Source organism: Streptomyces sp. WAC04114 (assembly GCF_019733245.1).
Taxonomy (GTDB): domain Bacteria; phylum Actinomycetota; class Actinomycetes; order Streptomycetales; family Streptomycetaceae; genus Streptomyces; species Streptomyces massasporeus_A.
In genome coordinates this window covers 1-19,690 of sequence record NZ_JAIGQA010000060.1, presented here as the reverse complement: position 1 = coordinate 19,690, position 19,690 = coordinate 1, and the positions used below count along the sequence as shown (strand labels likewise).

General features: G+C 70.9%; 16 protein-coding genes. 12 read left to right on the top strand and 4 right to left on the bottom strand.

Annotated features, from left to right (window positions below; genetic code table 11):
• Positions 1-51: 51 nt before the first annotated feature.
• The 12 genes from K4G64_RS17935 to lpdA all read left to right on the top strand — a co-directional run bounded on the left by K4G64_RS17935 (position 52) and on the right by lpdA (position 16,421).
• Positions 52-6,234 carry a type I polyketide synthase gene (locus tag K4G64_RS17935; RefSeq protein ID WP_221757048.1) on the top strand — a complete coding sequence of 2,061 codons (6,183 nt, stop codon included), beginning with the start codon at positions 52-54 and terminating at the stop codon, positions 6,232-6,234.
• Positions 6,231-7,181, top strand: coding sequence for a ketoacyl-ACP synthase III family protein (locus K4G64_RS17930; protein WP_221757047.1), 951 nt, complete (start codon positions 6,231-6,233; stop codon positions 7,179-7,181). The genes K4G64_RS17935 and K4G64_RS17930 overlap by 4 nt, the downstream gene beginning before the upstream one ends.
• A 26-nt stretch (positions 7,182-7,207) precedes the next feature.
• Positions 7,208-8,206, top strand: a complete 999-nt coding sequence (locus K4G64_RS17925) for a 3-oxoacyl-[acyl-carrier-protein] synthase III C-terminal domain-containing protein (RefSeq protein ID WP_221757046.1) — start codon at positions 7,208-7,210, stop codon at positions 8,204-8,206.
• Positions 8,203-9,474, top strand: coding sequence for a diaminopimelate decarboxylase (locus tag K4G64_RS17920; RefSeq protein WP_221757045.1), 1,272 nt, complete (start codon positions 8,203-8,205; stop codon positions 9,472-9,474). The genes K4G64_RS17925 and K4G64_RS17920 overlap by 4 nt, the downstream gene beginning before the upstream one ends.
• 48 nt (positions 9,475-9,522) lie before the next feature.
• Entirely contained in the window at positions 9,523-9,780 is a 258-nt protein-coding gene (locus tag K4G64_RS17915) for an acyl carrier protein (protein ID WP_221757044.1), read from the top strand.
• A 2-nt stretch (positions 9,781-9,782) separates the two neighbouring features.
• Positions 9,783-10,625, top strand: coding sequence for a hypothetical protein (locus K4G64_RS17910; RefSeq protein WP_221757043.1), 843 nt, complete (start codon positions 9,783-9,785; stop codon positions 10,623-10,625).
• A 10-nt stretch (positions 10,626-10,635) separates the two neighbouring features.
• Positions 10,636-11,109: a holo-ACP synthase gene (locus K4G64_RS17905; RefSeq protein WP_221757042.1), complete on the top strand. Its 474-nt coding sequence runs from the start codon at positions 10,636-10,638 to the stop codon at positions 11,107-11,109.
• A 9-nt stretch (positions 11,110-11,118) separates the two neighbouring features.
• Positions 11,119-11,562 carry a 3-aminobutyryl-CoA ammonia lyase gene (locus tag K4G64_RS17900; protein WP_221757041.1) on the top strand — a complete coding sequence of 148 codons (444 nt, stop codon included), beginning with the start codon at positions 11,119-11,121 and terminating at the stop codon, positions 11,560-11,562.
• A gap of 10 nt (positions 11,563-11,572) precedes the next feature.
• Positions 11,573-12,829 (top strand): MFS transporter, encoded by a 1,257-nt coding sequence (locus tag K4G64_RS17895; RefSeq protein ID WP_221757040.1) that lies wholly within the window; start codon positions 11,573-11,575, stop codon positions 12,827-12,829.
• The gene (locus K4G64_RS17890) at positions 12,826-13,296 is read left to right on the top strand and encodes an ester cyclase (RefSeq protein ID WP_221757039.1); all 471 of its coding nucleotides are present in this window, start codon (positions 12,826-12,828) and stop codon (positions 13,294-13,296) included. Before K4G64_RS17895 ends, K4G64_RS17890 begins: the two co-directional genes overlap by 4 nt.
• Before the next feature lie 172 nt (positions 13,297-13,468).
• Positions 13,469-14,995: a class I adenylate-forming enzyme family protein gene (locus K4G64_RS17885; protein WP_221757038.1), complete on the top strand. Its 1,527-nt coding sequence runs from the start codon at positions 13,469-13,471 to the stop codon at positions 14,993-14,995.
• A gap of 19 nt (positions 14,996-15,014) precedes the next feature.
• Positions 15,015-16,421, top strand: a complete 1,407-nt coding sequence (gene lpdA / locus K4G64_RS17880) for a dihydrolipoyl dehydrogenase (RefSeq protein WP_221757037.1) — start codon at positions 15,015-15,017, stop codon at positions 16,419-16,421.
• A 101-nt stretch (positions 16,422-16,522) separates the two neighbouring features.
• Here lpdA and K4G64_RS17875 read toward each other — a convergent pair whose 3' ends face one another.
• The 4 genes from K4G64_RS17875 to K4G64_RS17860 all read right to left on the bottom strand — a co-directional run.
• Positions 16,523-17,173, bottom strand: coding sequence for a thymidine kinase (locus tag K4G64_RS17875; protein WP_221757036.1), 651 nt, complete (start codon positions 17,171-17,173; stop codon positions 16,523-16,525).
• Positions 17,174-17,230: 57 nt separating this feature from the next.
• Positions 17,231-18,427: an alkaline phosphatase family protein gene (locus K4G64_RS17870; RefSeq protein WP_221757035.1), complete on the bottom strand. Its 1,197-nt coding sequence runs from the start codon at positions 18,425-18,427 to the stop codon at positions 17,231-17,233.
• Positions 18,427-19,014, bottom strand: a complete 588-nt coding sequence (locus K4G64_RS17865) for a DUF5998 family protein (RefSeq protein ID WP_221757034.1) — start codon at positions 19,012-19,014, stop codon at positions 18,427-18,429. The genes K4G64_RS17870 and K4G64_RS17865 overlap by 1 nt, the downstream gene beginning before the upstream one ends.
• A gap of 51 nt (positions 19,015-19,065) precedes the next feature.
• A partial coding sequence (locus tag K4G64_RS17860) for an acetate--CoA ligase family protein (protein WP_221757033.1) occupies positions 19,066-19,690 on the bottom strand: 625 nt, incomplete at its 5' end.

Genomic DNA, 19,690 nt, shown 5'->3' with positions numbered 1-19,690 from the left:
TCGCGCCCACGACGTCCGGACCCGACCGTGCCTAGCGAAGAGAAGCTGAGAATGCCCGACCAGAACCTGTCCGACGAGAACGTGTCCACCGAAGCGCAGCTGTTGCGGTACCTCAAGCGTACGACCGCCGAACTCGACCGCGTCGAGGCCCGTTTGCGGCAGGCGAGGGAACGGAACACCGAGCCCCTGGCGATCGTCGGCATGAGCTGCCGGTTCCCCGGCGGTGTGACCACCCCCGACGAGTTGTGGCGGCTGGTGGACGAGGGCCGCGACGCGATCACCGGGTTCCCGACCGACCGGGGCTGGGACCTGGATGACCTGTACGACCCGGACCCGGAGAGCATCGGCAAGAGTTACGTCCGCGAGGGCGGCTTCCTGCACGACGCCGCCGACTTCGACGCCAACTTCTTCGGCATCTCCCCGCGCGAGGCCGTCACCGTCGACCCCCAGCAGCGTCTGCTGCTGGAAACCACGTGGGAGGCGTTCGAGAACGCCGGGCTCGTCCCGGAGACCCTGCGCGGCAGCGACACCGGCGTCTTCGTCGGCATCATGTTCGACGAATACGGCCTCCGCTTCCTCAAGACGCCGGTCGAGGGCTTCGACGGCTACCTCGGCGTCGGCAGCGCGGGAAGCGTCGCCTCGGGCCGCATCTCGTACTCCTTCGGTTTCGACGGCCCCGCCGTGACCGTCAACACCGCGTGCTCCTCCTCGCTGGTGGCCCTGCACATGGCGGGCCAATCATTGCGGCGCGGTGAGTGCGGCCTGGCGGTCGTGAGCGGTGTGATGCTGATGGCCACGCCCTTCTCCTTCACGGAGTTCAGCCGGCAGCGAGGCCTGGCGCCCGACGGGAGGGCCAAGTCCTATGCCGCTGCCGCCGACGGCACCTCGTGGGCCGAGGGCGTGGGTTCCTTGATCGTGGAGCGACTGTCCGACGCCCGCCGCCGGGGGCACCGTGTCCTGGCCGTGATCCGCGGCTCGGCCGTCAACCAGGACGGCGCGAGCAACGGGCTGACCGCCCCGCACGGCCCTTCGCAGGAGAAGCTGATCCGGGAGGCGCTGGCCGCCGCCGGGCTCAAGGCGAGCGACGTGGACGCGGTCGAAGGACACGGCACCGGCACCAAGCTCGGTGACCCCATCGAGGCCAACGCACTGCTGGCCACCTACGGCCAGGGGCGCGACGGACGACCGCTGTGGCTGGGGTCGCTGAAGTCCAACGTGGGCCACACCCAGTCCGCCGCGGGAATCGGCGGCATCATCAAGATGATCAAGGCCATGGAGCACGGCCGCCTGCCCAAGACCCTGCACGTGGAAGCGCCGAGCCCGCACGTGGACTGGTCGGCAGGCGACGTCCGGCTGCTCACCGAGCCGGTGGAGTGGCCCGCCTCCGGCCGGGTGCGCCGGGCGGGTATCTCCAGCTTCGGCATCAGCGGCACCAACGCTCACGTCATCCTCGAGGAGCCCGCCCCCGCCGACACCGCCGGAGCAGCGCCCGAGTCAGTGGTACGACCGGAGCCGCCGGAGGGTTTCGTCCTGCCCTTGATGCTCTCCGGACGGAACGCGGAGGCATTGCGCGCCCAGGCGGGGAAGTTGCTGGCGGCCCTGACCGGGGAGCATCCCCTCGACGTCGCCTACTCTCTGGCCACCTCCCGCGCCGCCATGGAACACCGCGCCGTCCTGACCGCGGGCGACCGTGACACCCTGGTCTCCGCCCTGCAGGCAGTCGCCGACGGCTCCACCACCACGCACGCCGTCCGCGGCCAGGCCCGGGCGGCAGGCAAGACCGCGTTCCTCTTCACCGGCCAGGGCAGCCAGCGACTGGGCATGGGCCGTGCCCTGTACGCCACTTACCCCGCGTTCGCCGCCGCCCTGGACGCCGTGTGCGACGCGCTTGACGAACACCTCGCCCGACCGCTGCGCCAGGTCGTCTTCGCCGACCACGACGCCGATGGTCTGCTCGACCGGACCGAGTACACCCAGCCGGCCCTGTTCGCGCTGGAAGTGGCGCTCTTCCGGCTGCTCGAAGGCTGGGGTGTGCGGCCGGACTTCGTCACCGGCCACTCCATCGGCGAGATCGCCGCCGCTCATGTCGCCGGGGTGCTCTCGCTGCCCGACGCGGCCAAGCTCGTCGCGGCCCGCGGGCGGCTCATGCAGGGACTGCCCGGGGGCGGCGCGATGGTCGCCGTGCAGGCCACCGAGGAGGAAGCCCTCGCCGCTCTCGCCGGCTTCGAGGACCGCGCCTCGATCGCCGCGCTCAACGGCCCCGGCTCGCTCGTTCTCTCCGGTGACGAGGGCGTCGTCACCGCCGTCGCCGCGCGTTTCGAGCAGGGGGGACGCAAGACCAAGCGGCTCACGGTCAGCCACGCGTTCCACTCGCCGCACATGGACGGCATGCTGGAGGACTTCGCCGCCGTAGTGCAGGGCCTGACGTTCGCGACTCCCGTCATCCCCGTGGTCTCGGACGTCACCGGAGAGGTGGCCGGCGCGGACACCCTGGGCCGGGCCGAGTACTGGGTGCGGCACGTGCGTGAGGCCGTACGGTTCACCGACGCGGTCACCACGCTGCGGCAGGAAAAGGTCAGGACGTTCATCGAGCTCGGCCCGGACGGGACCCTATCGGCCGTGACCCGGCAGTGCCTCGGCGACGAACACGACGCCCTGGTCGTGCCGTTGCTGCGCCGGGACCGCCCCGAACCCCACTCCCTCACCACGGCCATCGCCGAGCTGCACGTCCGCGGCGTCTCCGCGGACTGGGAGGCGTTCTTCGCGGGCCTCGGCGCACGCCGTGTCGACCTGCCCACCTATGCCTTCCAGCGGCAGCGGTACTGGCTCGACGAGCCGGATGCGCCCGGCGACGTCTCCTCGGTCGGCCTCACCGCGGCCGACCACCCGCTGCTCGGTGCCGTCACCTCCCTGGCCGCCGGGGACACCGCGGTCTTCACCGGCCGCCTCTCCCGCCCGACCCACCCGTGGCTCGCCGACCACGTCGTCTTCGACACGACACTGGTGCCCGGTACCGCACTGCTGGAGATGGCGAACCTGGCCGGTGCCCACACCGGGTACGAAACGGTGGAGGAGCTGACGCTCCAGGCGCCGATGGTCCTGCCGGAGGAGGGCGGCATCCGGGTCCAGCTGATCGTCGGCCCTCCGGAGCCGGACGGCCGCCGCCCGGTGACCCTGCACTCCCGGGCCGACGACGGGGCCGGGGACGACGAAGCGATGTGGACGCTGCACGCGGTGGGCCGGCTCGCCCGCGCCGTGGAGGCCGCGCCGGAGACCGGCGTCGCCGAGTGGCCGCCGCGGGACGCCGTCGAGGTGGACATCGACGGCGTCTACGACCGGCTGGCCGACACGGGTTTCGCCTACGGACCCGCCTTCCAGGCCCTGACCGCGGTGTGGCGGCGGGGAGAGGAGCTGTTCGCGCAGGTCGACCTGCCCGAGGAGCCCGCGGCGGAGGCGGCGCGGTTCGGGCTGCACCCTGCCCTGCTGGACGCGGCCCTGCACGCCCTGGCGTGGGAGGAGCTGCGTGACGGCACCCCCTCCGGCCGGCTGCCCTTTTCCTGGAACGGCGTGCGGCTGCACGCGCTCGAAGCCTCCTCGCTGCGTGTCCGCTACACCCGCCAGGACGCCGACACGGTCACACTCACGGCCGCGGATCCGGAAGGCAACCCGGTCGTCACCGTCGAGGGGTTCGTATCCCGTGCCGCGTCGGGCGAGCAACTCGGCGCCGCCCGTGCGATCGCGCCCGACGGGCTCCACCACGTGGACTGGACGGAGCTCCCGTCGGCTTCCCGCACCGTCCCGGCACGCACGGCACGGTACTTCAGCACCCCGGCGGCCGTGCTGGAGGCACTGAAGGATGACGGCGGCCTGGCCCAGGACACCGTCGTGCAGTGTGCCGGAACCTTCGGTTCGGACCTCGCGGGCGCTCTGCGGGAGACCACCGGCCAGGTGCTGGAACTGCTGCGGACCTGGCTGACCGGGGGGCCTGAGGCTCCGTCCCGGCTGGTGCTCGTCACCCGCCGGGCCGTCGCGGCGCAACCCGGCGAAGACGTTCTCGACCTGGCCACGGCCCCGGTGTGGGGTCTGGTCCGGTCGGCCCAGTCGGAGGCACCCGAGCGCATCGTCCTCGTCGACCTCGACGGTGACGGCGACATCGGCGAACAGCTTTCCGGCGCTGCCCTGGAGACGGCGCTGGCCTCCGGCGAGCCTCAACTCGCCGTGCGCGGAGGTTCATTGGTCATACCCCGCCTGGTCAGGTCCGCCGCCCCGGTGGGCGTCGAACCGGATCCGGCGGCCTGGCAGGGCACCGTTCTGATCACGGGCGGCACCGGCGAACTGGGGGCGCTGCTCGCCCGGCACCTGGTGACCGAGCACGGCGCCCGCCGACTGCTGCTCACCAGCCGCTCGGGACCCTCCGCACCCGGAGCCGCCGAACTCACAGCGGAACTGCGCCGGTTGGGTGCGGACGTCACCGTCGCGGCGTGCGACGTCAGCGACCGTGAGGCGCTGGCCGGGCTCCTCGGCACCATCCCGGCCGAGCATCCGCTGACCGCGGTGGTCCACACCGCGGGCGTCCTCGACGACGGGGTCGTCACCTCGCTGACACCGGAGCGGCTGGACACCGTGCTGCGCCCCAAGGCGGACGCGGCCCTGCACCTGCACGAACTCACCGAGGGCGTCGGCCTGAAGGCGTTCGTGCTGTTCTCCTCGGTCGCCGGCACGCTGGGCAGCCCGGGACAGGGAAGCTACGCGGCGGGCAACACCTTCCTCGACGCCCTGGCCCAGCACCGCGCCGCCCAGGGGCTGCCCGCCACCGCGCTCGCCTGGGGCATGTGGCAGCCCGGCGGCGGCATGGCCGGCACGCTCGGGGCCGCCGACCTCAAGAGGATGGAGCGCTACGGGGTCCTGGCCATCTCCCCGGACCAGGGCACGGCCCTGTTCGACGCCGCGTGCGCGAACGGACGGCCCGTCCTGGTGCCGGTACGGCTGGACCGCAAGGCCCTGCGCGGCTCGGCACAGCCGCTGCCGCCCCTGCTGCGGGGCCTGGTGCGCGGCACGGCACGGCGCTCCGCATCCGCCGCACCCGCCACGGGCGTCACGGCCGGTCCGACCCTGCACGACCGGCTGGCCGGGCTGGCCGGTGCGGAGCGGTCGAAGGCCGTCACCGAGGCGGTATCGGCCGCCGTTGCCGGAGTGCTCGGCCACGACAGCGCCGACGCCGTCGACCCCGAAACCTCCTTCAGGGACCTGGGATTCGATTCGCTGACCTCGCTGGAGCTGCGGAACGCGGTGAACCGGGCCACTGGTCTGCGGCTCCCGGCCACCGCGGTCTTCGACCATCCGACGCCGGCACAGCTGGCCGTCTTCGTGGACGGTCAGCTCGGAGCCGTCACGACTGGCTCACCGACCACGGGACATGACGGCGGGGAGACCCTGGTCAGCCTCTTCCGCGACGCCCATGAACGGCATCGACTCGGGGACGCGGTGGATCTGCTCGTCACGGCTTCGAGGCTGCGGCCGCCCCTCGACGGGAGCGCCGCGCCGGCTGCCTTCCCGAAGGCGGCCGGGCCCGAGGACGGACCCGTGATGGTCTGCTTCCCCTCCATGATCGCGATCTCCGGGCCGCAGGAGTACGCCGCCTTCACCTCCGCTCTGCCAAGCCGTGCCGTGTCGGTCCCGCCGCTTCCCGGATTCACTCCCGGCGAGGGGCTGCCCGCGTCGCTGACGGCCCTGGCCGACGCGCAGGCACAGGCCGCCCTGGATCTCGCCGGAGACCGGGGGCTGGTGCTCCTCGGCAGGTCCACCGGTGGCTGGATCGCCCACGCGGTGGCGCGGCGGCTGGTGGAGCGGGGCGCGGCGCCCCGGGCGGTGGTACTGATCGACACGCTCGCCTGCCCCTTGGACCTGGACGACCTCGCCATGGTGGCCGACCAGATGCTCGCCCCGGAGAGCAGCGTCTGGATGGACGACCACCGGTTGATCGCGATGGGCGGCTACCTGCGTGTCTTCGACGGCTGGGCCCCGGAGAGCATCGGGGTGCCCACCCTGCTGGTGCGGGCCCAAGAGCGCTCCGGAACGCACGACCGGCCGCGCTGGCCGCTGACCGACACGGTCGTCGACGTCCCCGGTGACCACTTCACCATGCTGGGCGAGCACGCGACGACGACGGCCCGTGCGGTGGACGACTGGCTGCGGGCGGCCCTCGCTGCGGACCGGGACGGGGATGACGTATGACGCCCCTGCTGACCTTGGAGAGGATCGAGTCCGCCATGCCCGACCGCACGGTCGTGGTGGAGGCGATGGCCCGACCTCTCGGTCTGAGCCGGGCGAAGGTCGCGCTGTTCCGTAGGGTGCACGGGCTGCACACCTTGCGGCTCGACGAGGAAGTTCCCCTGGTGGACATGGTGGTGTCGCCGGCCCGGGACATCGTGACCGGGCTCGCCGAGCCGCACCGGGTGCGGTACGTGATCCATGCGCGGGCCATCCACCAAGTGGCACCGCCGGCGACGGACATCGCCCGGCAGGTGCGCGACCGGCTCGGGCTCGCTCACGCCGAGGCGTTCTCGCTGACACAGCAGAACTGCGCCACCGGGCTCGGCGCCCTGGCCGTCGCCGCCGTGCTGCTGCGCGGCGGCGACCCCCGCGACCGTGTGCTGGTGGTGACGGGCGAGAAGTCCTTCTCCCCGCTGGTCCGACTGGTTCCGAACACGGCGATCATGGGAGAGGCCGCGGCGGCCTGCCTGATCGCCGCGGACGGCACGGGCCACCCCGTCCTGTCCCACGTCAGCCGTACCCTCGGCGAGTTCTCGGACCTCGTCTCCCTGCCCGCAGAAGAGCTGGCCCGGTTCGGGAAGGTGTACGCCCCGACGCTCGCGGAGGTGATCCGCCGGGCCGTCGACGAGGCCTCGCTCTCGCTGTCCGACATCGATCTGATCATCCCGCACAACGTCAACCTGATGGCATGGCGGCAGACCATCGCGGAGCTGGAGGTGCCGTCCGAGCAGGTCTTCCTGGACAACGTCGCGCGCTACAGCCACTGCTTCGCCTCGGACGTCTTCGTCAACTACACGACGCTGCGGGAGAAGGGCCGGCTGACGGAGGGCCGGCACTACGTGATGGCCTCGGTCGGCGCGGGCGCCACCTTCAACGCCGCCGTCCTGACCTACCGAGGGCCGCGATGACCAAGAACGGAGGGAGGAGTTCGGCAGTGAACACGGGAGTCACGACCCTCGAGGCGATGGCGTCCTACGCGCCCGAGCGCAGGGTGCCGATCGAGGACCTGGTGGACCGGCTGGGGCTGCGCCGTACCAAGCTCCGGCTCTTTCAACGGGTGCACGGACTCAAGGAGATCCGCTTCGATCCGGAGCTGAGCCTTTTCGACGTGGTGCTGCCGGCGGCCCGCCGGGTGGTCGCCGACGAGAGCACCGCGAGCCGGGTCCGACACGTGCTGTACGCCCACACCACGCAGGCGGTGACACCGGCACACGTCGATCCCGCGCGGGAGATCAGAGACCGGCTCGGGCTGCACCAGGCCGAGGCCTTCGGACTGAGCCATCAGAACTGTGCGAGCGGGATGGCCGCCGTCGACGTGGCCGGTGAACTCCTGCGGGCGGAGGGAAGGCCGGGTGACTGTGCCCTGGTCGTGACCGGGGAGCAGGCGTTCTCCCCCAAGATCCAGCTCATCGAGGACGTGGCCATCATGGGCGACGCCGCGGCGGCCTGTCTCGTCACGCTGGACGGAGCGGGCGACGCGGTGCGGTCCTACGTCACCAGCACCATGGGCGAGTTCTCGGCCGCGATGCTGCTGGACGAGGAGAGGTCGCTGCGCTTCTCGAAGGTGTACGCGCCGGAACTCGCGAAGGTCATGCGGCGTGCCGTCGCCGCGGCGGGGCTGGAGTTCGCGGACATCGACCTGGTCGTTCCGCACAACGTCAACCTCCAGTCGTGGCGTCAGACGATCAACGAGCTGGGCATACCACGCGCGCAGGTGTTCCTGGAGAACGTGGAGCGCTTCAGCCACTGCTTCGCCTCGGACGTCTTCCTCAACCACACGACGCTGCGCGAGGCGGGGCGGCTGGTTCCTGGGCGGCACTACCTGTTCGCGACCGTGGGCCTGGGCGCCACCTTCGCGGCCATGGTCATCACTCACGGGGCGTCCGTCACTCCAGCGGGGACGGAGCGGAAAGCGGGGAGGGAAGCGGCATGACCGCCACCGAATTCCATGTGCAGGGGCTGCCGGTGTCGGCGTTGGCCGACGAGTTCGGCACGCCGCTGTACGTGTACGACGCGGACGTCCTGCGCCGGACCTACGACGAACTGCGCGGTCTGACGCACCCCGCGGTCGACATCTACCTGTCGCTCAAGGCCAACCCCAACATCAGTGTCTGCGGCTACCTCGGCGGCCTCGGCGCGGGTGCCGAGGTGTCGTCGCTGGTCGAGCTCGAGACGGCGCGGCGGGCCGGTATCGCGCCGGCGGACACGATCTTCCTTGGCCCCGGCAAGACCCGCACGGAGCTGGAGGCATGTGTCGCCGCGGGGTTGCGCGCCATCGTGTGCGAGTCGCTGGAGGAACTGGCGGAGGTGGACGACATGGCCGTGGCGTCCGGCCGCGCCGACGTACCGGTCATGCTGCGTGTCAATCCGGACTTCCACACCAAGGGGTCGGGGCTCGCGATGGGCGGAAAACCACGCCAGTTCGGCATCGACGTGGCCCTGCTGCGCGATGCCGGCAGGATGCTGAAGGGGCTGCGGCGTACTCGGGTCACCGGTTTCCACGCCTATATGGGAACGCGTTTCCTTCGCCACGAGGATTTGGTCCATAACACTCGGGAGATTCTGGCCGTTGCAGCGTCCCTGGCCGATGAGACCGGAATCGAACTGAGCATCGTCGATTTCGGCGGGGGTTTCGGGATACCGTACTTCGACAATGAACCGGACCTGAATATTCCGGAACTCGCGGCGGGCATCGAGGCAACGGTCACCTCATTCCTGGAGGACCACCCGGACTGCCGGCTGATCAACGAGCTCGGCCGCTATCTCACCGCCCGGTGCGGGACGTACGTGACCCGGGCACGCTACGTCAAGGAATCCATGGGCGAGCGGTTCGTGGTGGCCGACGGCGGGACCAACCACCACATGGCCGCCGTCGGGGTGGGCAGCTTCGTCAAGCGGAATTTCCCGATCCGTTCGCTGACCCGCTACCACGAGGAACCCACCGGCGAGTACACGGTCACCGGCCCCCTCTGCACACCCAATGACGTCATCGGCAAGCGGGTCGCGCTCCCCGAGGTGCGTCCCGGGGACCTCATCGGGGTGGAGCGCTCCGGAGCGTACGGACCGTCGGCGTCCCCCGGGCTGTTCCTCAGCCACGGGTTCCCGGCCGAGGTCATGGTCCACCAGGGCACCGCCCACCTGGTACGCCGCCGGGACGTCGTGGACGACCTGCTGGGCAAGCAGCACCTCATCGCTTTCTGACGTTTCCGCTCCCCCGGTATTGGCTTTTCGACAAGAGGATGGAACCCCATGGAGAACACGGCAGTCGTGGAGTCGGTCGAGACCGCGCTCACCGAGGTGCTCGAACGGGAGGTGAGCGGGCTCACCTCTGACGTGCGGCTCTTCGAGGACCTGCACCTGGACTCGACCTCGGTGATGGAGATGCTCATGTCCCTGGAGGACAGCATGAACGTCGCCATCGACCCCGAAACACTGGACATGGACGACTTCATGACCGTGGGCACGCTGACCGCCTACCTTCAGCGGCTGCTCGGCGAGGGGAAGTGACGATGCCGGTCCTGCGCTCGGCCGCCGCGATCGCCGACCCGCCCCGACGGCCGTACCACGACGACCCGTCCATCGTCGGCTTCTTCCGCGACCTGGTGGAGCCGTTCGGTTCCACCGCCGACGAGCGGCGGCTGCGCGAGGGGGCCAACGTCTCCCACCGCGACCTCGTGGACCAGCTGGTCACGGCGGAGGGGATCGACGGGCCTACGGACCTGGTGGTCGTCACCCATGCGCTGCCCGACGTGCACCCGTTCACCGCGGTCGCCTCGCACCTGAACATGCTGCTCGGTGGTGCGGCGCAGAGTTTCTGCGTGTCCGAGCAGGGCCTCGCGGCCCCATTCACGGCACTGCGGATCATCGCCGCCTACCAGCGGGCCGGCCGGGCGCGACGGGCCGTCCTCGCAATCCTGGAGCAGACCACCCTGCCGACCTCTCATCCGCTCGTGGACACCCGGGACCTGACCGACTCCGGTGTCTTGCTCGTGCTCGGCGACGCAGGCAGGCCGGACGGGGAGGGCGGGCCCGCCCTCTCCGGCGTCGAGTCGTTCGCGTCCCCGGAGGACACCGCCGCCCGGTTGAGCGAGCTGGCCGCCGCCGACCCGGCGGGGACGCTGCTGGTGCTCGGCCCGGGCGTCCAGGACGGCGCTGTGGACGAGGCCGGGGCTCGGATCAGCCGCGCCGGGGAGACCAGTTACTGCACGAGTGTCTGGCTGGAACTGGCCCGTCACTGGCAGGACTGGTGCCGGGACGCCGCCACGGTGATCCTCTGCGACGTCGATCCACTGACGAAGGAGGGGCAGCTGGCCGTGTTCCGCTCACCCTCGGCTCCCGGTGAAGCCGGGTAGGGCGGCCGGGATGCATATCGGGATCGACGTCCTCGGCCTGGGCGAACTGGACCGTCTCCAGACTCGCCCGTGGTTCCGCCGGTACACCTACGCCACGGACGAGCTGGCCCTCGCCGACGGTTTCGGCCGGGAGCGGGCACGGGAGTTCCTCGCCGGCCGGTTCGCCGCGAAGGAGGCGGTGCTCAAAGTGCTCGGCACGGGATGCCGCGGCGGGCTGCTGCCCCGGCACATCTGCGTCACCCGCGGGGCACGGACCGGGCCCCTGGTGCGGCTGACGGGGGCGGCACAGCGCAGGGCGGCGGAGATCGGGCTGTCGGACCTGACGGTGTCCATCGCCCACAAGGGGGAGTACGTGGTCGCCGTGGCCCTGGGCCACGGCGACCACGAGACGGCGTCACGAGCCGGTGACGCCTCGGTGACCGCACGGACGGTCCTGGAAGAGATCGCCTTGCGCGAGTCGGCGCGGAGCGGACGGTCGGAGTGAGGTCGAAGTATGTCTGAAACAGTTACCGCGACACTGCGCGCGCGAATGGCTCAAAAGGACGCCCATTACGGCGGAAATCTTGTTGACGGCGCCCGGATACTTCAATTGTTCGGCGACGTTGTGACAGAGATCACCGTCCGAATGGACGGGGACGAGGGTCTGCTCAGTGGCTACAGTGAGATCGAATTCAAGACGCCCGTGTATGTCGGTGATTACATCGAGGTGAGCGGACTTCTGGTAGGCAGGAGTAGACTCCGGCGCGTCGTGGAATTCACGGCACATAAATACATTGCCGCCCGGTACGGGCAAGGGGCAACCCGAGCCGAACTGCTCGGGGATCCCGTGGTCGTCTGCCGGGCGGTGGGCACCGCCGTGATTCCCCGCGACGCCGCGCGGCGTCCGTCCGCCGGCGCCGTGCGGACGGCGAACGCCGACGAGTCCCGAGCAGAGTGAGAAAGGTGTCATGTCCTTATCCGCAAACACGTCCCCGCAGCCCAGCCGGGTGCTGCTCGTAGCCGTCGCCAGCGCCTTCCTGGTGGGCCTGGATTCGATGATCACCGTTCCGCTTGTGCCGGCCATCGCCGAGGACACCGGGACCGCAGCCCGGCTGGGTGGTCTCTTCGTCAGCGCCTACGCCCTGTTGTTCGCGCTCGCGGCCCCGCTGTGCGGCGCGATGTCGGACCGGCTGGGCCGTCGCACGGTCCTCACGAGCGGTCTCGTCCTCTTCGCCCTCGGCAACGCCCTGACGGGCGTCACCTCCCACTTCACCCTGCTGCTCGGCTGCCGCGCCCTGGCCGGTCTGGGCGCTGCGATGATCATGCCCAGTGTCTACGCGATGATCGCGGACACCTTCCCCTTCGAGCGTCGTGGCAAGGTCATGGGCATCGTGGTGGCAGGTCTGCTCAGTTCCACTGTCATCGGAGTGCCGCTCGGCTCCTACCTCGCCCATCTGCTGGGCTGGCGCGTCGCGTTCTTCGCCGTCGGCGGGGTGGCCGTCCTGGTGTGCGCGCTGGTGCTCTCGATGATCCCCGCGACAGTGCCGCCCGCAGCGCAACAGCACAGCGCCAAGAGCCCCGTGGCCGTCTATCTCGGCATGGTCGGCCGCGCCGTGACCACACCCGCCGTGCTCTGTGTGCTCGGCTGCACCCTGCTGTGGGCCTTCGCCCTGTACGGCATGTTCTCCAACATCGGTGTCTTCTACGCCGAGCGTTTCGGCTTCAACGAGGCGCAGACCGGTCTCGCCATCATGGGATCGGGCGCCGGCAGCATGGCCGGCGCGCTGCTGGGCGGCCGTATCGCGGACAAGCTGGGCAAGCGCACCGTGATCGTGGCGGCCGCCCTGGTCGCGGCCGCCGGAGTGACCTCCGTGGCCCTCATCGGCGACCACCTGGTTGCCGTTCTCGTCGTCTTCGTCGTCTGGGGTACGGCGGTCGGCGTCGGCCAGCCCTCCCTCAACGCCCTGGTGAGCGAGTTGCGGCCGGAGACGCGCGGCACCGCACTCGCGCTCAACAGCTCCGCCCAGTACGGCGGAATGACGCTGGCGACCACCATCGCCGCCCTCCTTCTGGACAACGGCGTCTCATTCAGCGTGATCGGCGCGATCTGCGGTGCCTGCGCGCTCGCCGTGCTGCCCCTGCTCATCGGCGTCCGGGTGGCCGGCAAGGCCGATGCTTCCGTAGCGGTCGGAGCGCCCACGCCGGAAGCCGGGGCGAAGGCATGACCGACACCCGCCCCGCGCCGACCGATCACGGCAAGGCGCTCTTCGAGCGCTTCGTCGACCTGTGGAACGGAGAGGTGGACTTCGCCGACACACCGGAGTTCATCGCCGACGACTTCACCGTGCACAGCGCCGAACTGGCCCGCTACCTCGGCTTTCCCGACTCCAGACAGATCACCACCCGCGACGGCCTGCTCGACTGGGTCACCGCAGTCCGCACGCTCCTGCACGACGTGCGCTTCACCACGCGTCCCGGCCCCCTCAGGGAGGGCGACCTCGTCGCCGGCGGGTACACAGTGACCGGCACCTACGCCGGTGGCGCCCCCACCGCGACCGTCGCCCCGGGAACAGCCGTCAGCTACTCCGGTATGTCCATCGTCCGTCTCGAGAACGACAAGATCGCCGAGTACTGGGTGCTGTCCGACGCCCTCGGACTGTTGTCCCAGCTGGGCGCCGTGCCCAAACCCTGACCTCACGCACCCGCCGGGCGCGCCGATGACAGGTTCGGGAACGGCCCGCGCCGATTCGTCGTGCCGTGGGCGGACACCGGTCCCGGCAGGACGGTGCCGGGACCGGTGTCCGGGCGATCGAGCCATTCGACATGGCGACGGGGGAGTCGTCGCCTGAAGGGAACTGAGCAAGTTGTCCGAGAACACGCTCCTTCACCACCTCCTGGACATCGCCGCCCAGGCCTGGCCAGAGCGCCCGGCCGTCAGCCGACAGGAGTCCACCACGACGTTCACGGCCCTGCGCGACGCCAGCCACCGGCTGGCCGCCTGGCTGCACGCCCAAGGCGTCGAGCGAGGCCGACGCGTGGTCATCGCCGTGCCTTCGGGTCCGCTGATCCCCGCGCTCGTCTTCGCGGCCTCACGCCTCGGCGCCCCGTGGTCCGTCCTCCACGAACAAGTGCGGGGCGTACCGCTGGAGCACGTGCTCGACGACTGCGAGCCGAGCCTCGTCGTCGCCGAGGATCCCGCGTCGCGCCAGACCGCGCGGGACCGGGGCATCGTCGCCGCCCGCCCCGAGGACCTGCTGCCGATCGCGTTCCCCGAGCCCGGCACATCCGCCCCCGTGGAGCCGATCGCCGTACGCGAGCCACTCGCCGTCGACCCGGTCTGCCTGATCTACACCTCGGGCACCACCTCCCTTCCCAAGGCCGTGGTGAGCACCCATCAGCAGGTCGTCTTCGCAGCCCGGGCCATTCAGCAGGTCCTGGGGTACCAGGACGAGGACGTCGTCTACTGTCCTTTGCCGCTCTCCTTCGACTACGGCCTCTACCAGATCTTCCTCGGCGCCCTCAGCGGTGCGCACATCGTGCTCGGCAGCGCGGCCGAGGCCGGACCGGCCCTGCTGCGCAGTCTGCTGGACAGCAAGGCGACCGTCCTGCCCGCCGTCCCGTCGGTCGCCGAGTCGCTGGTATGGCTGCTGAAGCGGGCCTCTGCCCAGCGCCCGCCGCTCAGGCTGCTGACCAACACCGGTGCCGCTCTGTCGACCGAGACGGTCAACGCGCTGCGTGCCGCGATACCCGGACTGCGCGCCCAGGTGATGTACGGCCTCACCGAGTGCAAGCGCGCCGTGATCATGCCACCGGACGGGGACCTGGAACGCCCCGGTTCCTGCGGGCTGCCGTTGCCCGGCACCGAGATTCTCATCGTCGACGACGACGGTGCCCCCGTGCCCGCCGGTGTCGTGGGCGAGATCGTCGTCCGGGGCCCGCACGTGATGGCCGGCTACTGGCGGCGGCCCGAACTGAACGCCCAGCGCTTCCCGCGCCGCGACGGCCTCTTCCCCGAGCTGCGCACCGGTGACTACGGCCACGTGGACGAGGACGGGTACCTGTACTTCTCCGGCCGCCGCGACGACCTGTACAAGGAGCGCGGCTTCCGTCTCAGCGCCACCGAGGTCGAGGCCGCCGCGCATCGGGTGCCCGGAGTCGTCTCGGCCGCCGTCCTGCCGCCGTCCGGCAAGAAGCCCGCTGTCCTCGCCGTGGTCGCGGAGATCGGCGCGGAGCAGGTTCTCGACAGGATGCGCGAGCAGATCGAGGAGTTCAAGGTCCCGAGGCGCTGCGCCGTTCTGGAGGAACTACCGCTGAGCGGCAACGGAAAAGTCGACCGCAAGAAGCTCGCCACCATCATCGAGGGCCGCTCCGGCCTGACCGGCTGGGCGTGAACAGAGGGAAGACCGGATCATGAGCTCACACTTCGACGTCGTCGTTCTCGGCGCTGGGCCCGGCGGCTACACGGCCGCGGTGCGGTCCGCGCAACTCGGGCTGCGGACGGCCGTCGTGGAGGAGAAGTACTGGGGCGGGGTGTGTCTCAACGTCGGATGCATCCCGTCCAAGGCGCTGCTCCGCAACGCCGAACTGGCCCAGATCTTTACCCGCGAGGCGAAGACCTTCGGTATCACGGTCGAGGGCAGCGTCAGCTTCGACTACGGCGAGGCGTTCCGGCGCAGCCGCAAGGTGGCCGACGGCCGGGTCAACGGCGTCCATTACTTGATGAAGAAGAACGGCATCACCGAGTACGACGGCCGGGGCACGTTCACCGACGACCACACGTTGCGGGTGGAGTTGGCCGCGGGTGGCACCGAGACCGTGACCTTCGACCACTGTGTCATCGCGACCGGGGCGACCACCCGCCTGCTGCCGGGCACCGCACGGAGCGAGCGGGTCGTCACCTACGAGGAGCAGATCCTCTCCGAGACGCTGCCGGAGAGCATCGTCATCGCGGGCGCGGGCGCCATCGGCGTCGAGTTCGCGTACGTGCTCAGCAGTTACGGGGTCAAGGTCACCATCGTCGAGTTCCTCGACCGTCTGGTGCCGCTGGAGGACGCCGACGTCTCGGCGGAACTCGCCCGGCACTACCGCAAGCTGGGCATCCAGGTGCTCACGTCCACCCGCGTCGAGGCCATCGACGACACCGACCCGGCCGCCAAGGTGCGCGTCACAGTGACACGCGAGGGCCGGCAGGAGGTACTGGAGGCCGACAAGGTCCTCCAGGCCATCGGCTTCGCCCCGCGCGTGCGCGGATACGGCCTGGAGAACACCGGCGTACGGCTGACCGCGCGCGGCGCGATCGATGTCGACGCCCGCGGCCGGACCAGCGTTCCGCACCTCTTCGCCATCGGCGACGTCACGGCGAGGCTGATGCTGGCGCACGCCGCGGAGGCGATGGCCATGGTGGCCGCCGAGACCATCGCGGACGCCGAGACCATGGAACTCGACTTCACGATGGTTCCACGCGCCACCTACTGTCAGCCGCAGATCGCGAGCTTCGGCTGGACGGAGGCCGAAGCCAGGGAGCGGGGGTTCGACGTCAGGGTCGCGAAGTTCCCCTTCACGGCCAACGGGAAGGCCCACGGTCTCGGCCATCCCAGCGGTTTCGTCAAAGTCATCAGCGACGGCCGGCACGGAGAGCTGCTGGGCGCCCACCTGATCGGCCCCGAGGTGACGGAGCTGCTCCCCGAGTTGACCCTGGCCCAGCAGTGGGACCTGACGGTGCATGAAGTCGCCCGCAACATCCACGCGCATCCCACGCTCGGGGAGGCGGTGAAGGAAGCGATCCACGGCCTCGCCGGACACATGATCAACATGTAAGGACCGACCTGGCCGCCGTTCGTCGGTTGCCGAGGCTCCAAGAGGGCAGCGGCGGCCGGCGGCCGGTATGTGATGTACCACGGCTTTCCGGTCTGCGGCACTCAGGCGGAGACGATGGGCAGGACATCCGGCGAGAGTGCCCCTGCACGGGCGGATGCGCTCGTCATCCGGCGGCGGTGGTGACGGCGGCACAGGACCTCGTAGCCGATCTCGTCTGCGGAGTGGGTGACGTCGCCGACGACGACCTGGGCGCCCTCGACGACCATCACCCCGCCTATCGTGCGGGCGTTGTGCGTGGCGCGGGCTCCGCACCAGCACAGGGCCTCGACCTGGAGGACCTCCACCCGGTCGGCCAGTTCCACCAGCCGCTGCGAGCCGGGGAACAGCTTGGAGCGGAAGTCCGTCGTGATGCCGAAGGCGTAGACGTCGAGGCTCAGGTCGTCGACCACACGCGCCAGTTGGTCGATCTGCTCCGGTGCGAGGAACTGCGCCTCGTCGGCGATCACGTAGTCCGCGCGGCCGCCCTGCGAGAGGTGGTCGACGAGGTGGCCGTAGAGGTCCTGTCCGTCGCCGACCTCCACCGCGTCCGTCACCAGGCCGAGGCGTGAGGACAGCTTGCCCTCGCCGGCGCGGTCGTCGCGCGAGAAGATCATGCCCTGCAGGCCGCGCGCCGAGCGGTTGTGCTCGATCTGGAGAGCCAGCGTCGACTTCCCGCAGTCCATCGTTCCGCAGAAGAACACCAGCTCGGGCATGTGGAGTTGAGCACCTTTCGGCGTGGGAGGACGGGGTGGGGCATGGAGTGGGGCTGTTCAGGAGCGTACTTCGAGCAGGGGGACCAGCTGCTCGGCGGGGGTCATCGAACCGTGGTTGCCGACCATCGCCGACTCCTTCGGCTCCCGCTCGGAGGCGATGAGCAGGACATCGTCCCGCGCGGCGGCGACCACGTCACCGATCCTGCCGTACACCCGTTCGTCGATCCGCGGGCCGAACCAGCCCGCCGCGATGGCCTCGTCGCGCGAGGCCACCCAGAACTGCTCGCCGAGCACCTCGCGCCAGCACGTCAGGACGTCGTTCGCCGCGCCGGGCACCGCGTAGACGTGGCGGGCACGGCCCTCACCGCCGAGCAGGGCGACCCCGGCGCTCAGCTCCCAGTCCTCGTCGAAGTCGATGCGGTGCTGCTCGTCGAAGGGCACGTCGATCATGCCGTGGTCGGCGGTGACGTAGAGCGCGCTGCGCGGCGGCAGTTGCTCGGCCAGCCGCTGGACCAGGCGGTCGGCGTACATGAGCTGGCCGCGCCAGGCGTCGGAGTCGACGCCGAAGCGGTGGCCGGCGCCGTCGACCTCGGCGAAGTACGTGTACACCAGGGAGCGGTCGCCCGCGGCCAGTTGCTCGGCCGCCAGGTCGATGCGGTCCTCGCCGGGCAGCCGCCCGAGGAACGTTCCTCCACTGAGCGCGACCCTGGTCAGCGGGGTGTTCTCGAAGGTCGGCGACGACACCTGCGCGGCGTGCACCCCGGCCGCGTGCGCCAGCTGGAAGACCGTGGGGTACGGCTGCCAGGGGCCGGGCGGGGTCCACGGCTGCCAGCGCAGCTGGTTCATCAGCTCACCGGTGTCGGGGTTGCGGACGGTGTAGCCGGGCAGGCCGTGCGCTCCGGGCGGCAGGCCGGTGCCGACCGAGGCGAGCGAGGTCGCCGTGGTCGCCGGGTAGCCGGCGGTGAGTGGACGCCCGGTGCCGCCGCGCGAGGTGGCGAGCAGGGACGTCATGAAGGGGGCGTCCTCGGGGTGCGCCTTCAGCTGCTCCCAGCCGAGGCCGTCGATCAGGAACACGCAGTTCCGGTCGGCGGGGGTCAGCTCGGTGATCGCGGCGCTCATGTCCGGGACGCCCAGGCCGGCGGCCAGGGTGGGCAGGAGGTCGGCGAGCGATCCGCTGCCGTACTCGGGGACGGGTGCGGAGGCGACGGTGAGCGGTTCGGGGTGGTCGTCCCAGGCCGTCTTGAGCTGTGTCATCAGCGGGTCGTGTCCGCGGTCGCCTCGGAGAGGGCCTGGGCGAAGGCGAGCGCCTCGCGCACGGTCTCCGGTCCGTCCCCGGCCTCGCTGACGCGCAGGCTGAGGTCGTCCGCCGTCGAGTTGCCCGTGTAGCCGTGGTCCGCCTCGCAGTTGGGGTCGCCGCACGCGGCCGGCTCCAGGTCGATGCGGGAGACGGCGCCCCAGCCGATGGTGAGGACGACCTCACGGGGCAGGGTCCCCGGCTTGTACGACTCGGGGTTGGCGACCACGCGGCTGACCACGACCGACGAGATGCGGCCGATCTTCACGGACTCCGTCGACGTCGTGGCGTACGGCGTCGGGGAGGTGCTGTCCGCGGCCTGCTCGTCGGTGTGGCTGACGATGAAGCGGTTGTCGGTGAGGACGAGCACCGTCACGTGCCGCCGGACCTCGTTCTGGTCGAACGTCGTCTCCTGGTGGACCAGGTACGACCGGATGGGCTCGCCGCCCACGGCGGCCTCCACCGCCTCGGCCACGAGGGCCGGGTAGTAGCCGCTGCGCTCGATCGCCGCCCGCAGCCCCTGGGTCGTCGTACTGGTCTTGGCCATGACGCCCATCCTACGGGGGACCACTGACTGCGAGGGACAGCTCGCCCCCTGTCAGTACGCGGGGAGTGTCCGCGGGCCGAGGTCGTCGCGGGCGGGCGGGTGCGCGAGGCGCACGGAGGCGCCGAGGACGCTCAGGCCGTGCGAGGCGACGACGACCGGTTCCAGGGTGACCGCGACGACCTCGGGGTGGTCGTCGACCAGCCGGGAGACGCGCAGCAGCAGCTCCTCCAGGGCACGGGTGTCGGCCGGTGCCGAGCCGCGCCAGCCGAACAGCAGCGGTGCGGTGCGGATCGCGCGCACCAGCGAGTGCGCCTCCCGGTCCGTGACCGGGATCAGCCGGTGCGCGGTGTCCCCGAGCAGCTGTGAGGCGGCCCCGGCGAGCCCGAAGGAGAGCACCGCTCCGGCCGCGGGGTCGATGACGGCCCGTACGACGACGTCCACGCCCCGTGGCGCCATCCGCTGCACCACCGGTCGCAGCTCATCCGGCGCGCCGAACAGTTCGGTCAACTCTGCGTACGACCGGCGCAGTTGCTCCTCGTCCGCGAGGTCGAGGCGGACGCCGCCCAGGTCGGCTCGGTGCCTGAGGTGCGGGGCGGTGGCCTTGAGGGCGACCGGGTAGCCGAGATCGCGGGCGGCGTCAAGGCCACCGCCCCGCACCTCAGGCACCGAGCCGGCC